The following is a 1371-nucleotide window of genomic DNA, read 5'->3' on the forward strand; positions in this document are numbered from 1 at the left end:
GGTCCGCTGCGGTGGTTTTTCCCGCCGGTTCTGCGTCGTGCGGAGCCTCGACCGGAGTCGCCTCGTTCGCGAGCGGCCCCGCAGCGTGAGCAGCCGGCAATTCGGGCGACTCGTCACGCGGCGTCATCACTTCAGGCGCGGGCGATGTGTCCGCTGCGGGCGGCTCGATCGTCTCCGCCGCAGCGGCAGTCGCCGCGGCGAGGGTCATGTCGGACGCCGCATCGCGTGCCACCGGCATCTCGGGCGTGATCGGCAGTTCTCGTTCGACGGACGACGCGGCTTCGGCTTCCGCAGCCACGGCACCGCCCCCTGCGGCCGCAGTCGCAACGGTACCCGCATCGTCAGCGCGGCGACCCTTCCGGCGCTTGCGCCATGCGAAGCCGGCCGCAAGCACGATCACGGCAGCGCCGGCCACGGCGACCGGGCGCCAGTCCATCTGTTCGGTACGACGTGCAGGCGTCGCGACAGGCGCGACCGGTTGTACCGAAGCCGATGCCGGTTGCGGCGCACTCGCTGCCGCACCCGACGCGGCTTCGTCCGCCGTCGATGCCGCGGCCGATGCACCCACGTCATTCGCGGCCGGACGCGGCGCGGCGGGCGCCGGAGCAGGCGCGACGCCGGTCGTCGTCGCCGGCTTGCCGATGCCGTGCTTCTGCAACTCCATCAGCACGCGATTCTTCAACGCCAGCAATTGCTGAAGGCTCGACGGCCGCGGCTGCGACGCACTCACCGCGGGCGCCGCGCCGGCCGGTTCATGCACGCCGGAAACCGGGCTACCCGGCACCGCCTGCCCCGCGGCCTCGCTCGCGGACGACGGCGCCGACTGGATCGCACCGCTCCACACGTGCGGGCCGCTTGCCCCGGCCGTGGACGCCGCCGGCTGCGTGCTTTCGACAGCCGACGCGCCATATGCGGCCGATGCGCCGATCGAAGCCGAAGCACCGTTCGAGGCCAACGCTCCCGCCGCCGTCGCCGTCGCGACACTCGCCCCGCTCACCGGCGCCGCATGCACGGCCGGCGCCACCGGCGCGGGTTGCACGGTCGAGCCGGGATGCGGCGCGGATGCGCCATGCTGCGCGATCGCCGCTCCGCCCGATGCGGCGGCGGGCGCGGAAGCAGCCGCCGTACCGGAGGCAGCGGATGCGCCGGCCGGCACGAGCGCCGCGCCGGTCGCGTCGAGCGCGGGCACGGTCAGCGTCGCGCCGACTTTCAGGCGGCTCGCGTCGCGTTTCATGAACGCCTGCGGATTGGCGTCGAACAACGCACGGCCAGCGCGTGCGAGCACGGCCGGATCATGCGATTGCGTGGCCGCTTTCGCGATGTCGTTCAGCGACTGGCCCGGCTGGACCGTCACGGTAAGCGGTGCGGCGG

Annotated in this window: 1 pseudogene; it reads right to left on the reverse strand. The window is 73.7% G+C overall.

Annotation, left to right across the window (positions count from 1 at the left end):
• Positions 1–1371, reverse strand: a pseudogene (locus H3O04_RS35365) (FimV/HubP family polar landmark protein); the annotation flags it as partial.

The sequence above is a fragment of the Burkholderia sp. KCJ3K979 genome (assembly GCF_016759955.1).
Taxonomy (GTDB): domain Bacteria; phylum Pseudomonadota; class Gammaproteobacteria; order Burkholderiales; family Burkholderiaceae; genus Burkholderia; species Burkholderia orbicola.